1 protein-coding gene is annotated in these 587 nt (G+C 68.7%); it reads left to right on the forward strand.

What is annotated here, in order from left to right:
* Nucleotides 1-587 (forward strand): stealth conserved region 3 domain-containing protein (locus PWG71_RS28635; RefSeq protein ID WP_274813191.1); only part of this gene is annotated, 587 nt, incomplete at both ends.

Raw genomic sequence — 587 nt, forward strand, 5'->3', positions numbered from 1 at the left:
GCTGTCGGAGCACTACCTGTACTTCAACGACGACGTGTTCCTGGCCCGACCGGTGGGCACCGACCGGTTCTTCCACGCCAACGGTGCGGCTCGGCTGCCGTTCTCCCCGCACCAGTTCGGGGTGGGCGCTCCCGTGGTCGGGGAGGCGGCGCCGAACTCGGCGGGCAAGAACGTGCGCGAGCTGCTGGCCGCCGATTTCGACCGCCACATCACCCACAAGTTCAAGCACGTCCCCCACCCGCAGATCCGCTCGGTCCTGGGCGAGCTGGAGGAGCGCTACGCCGAGGCGATCGACCGCACGGTGCACGCCCGTTTCCGGGCGCTGACCGATGTGGGGGTCGCGGCCACGCTGCACCACCACTACGCGCTGTTCACCGGTCGGGCGGTTCCGGGCGAGTACGCGATGCGCTACATCGACATCGGTGCGGAGGAGGCCGCGGAGAAGCTCGCGGCGTTGGAAGCGGACCCCACCGTCGAGTTCTTCTGCCTCAACGACTTCGACACCCCTCCCGAAAGGCAGGAGGAGGTCACCGCGATGGTCCACCGGGTCCTGACCGACCGTTTCCCCTTCCCCTCCCGGTTCGAGA

Source organism: Nocardiopsis sp. N85 (assembly GCF_028882275.1).
Taxonomy (GTDB): Bacteria; Actinomycetota; Actinomycetes; order Streptosporangiales; family Streptosporangiaceae; genus Nocardiopsis; species Nocardiopsis lambiniae.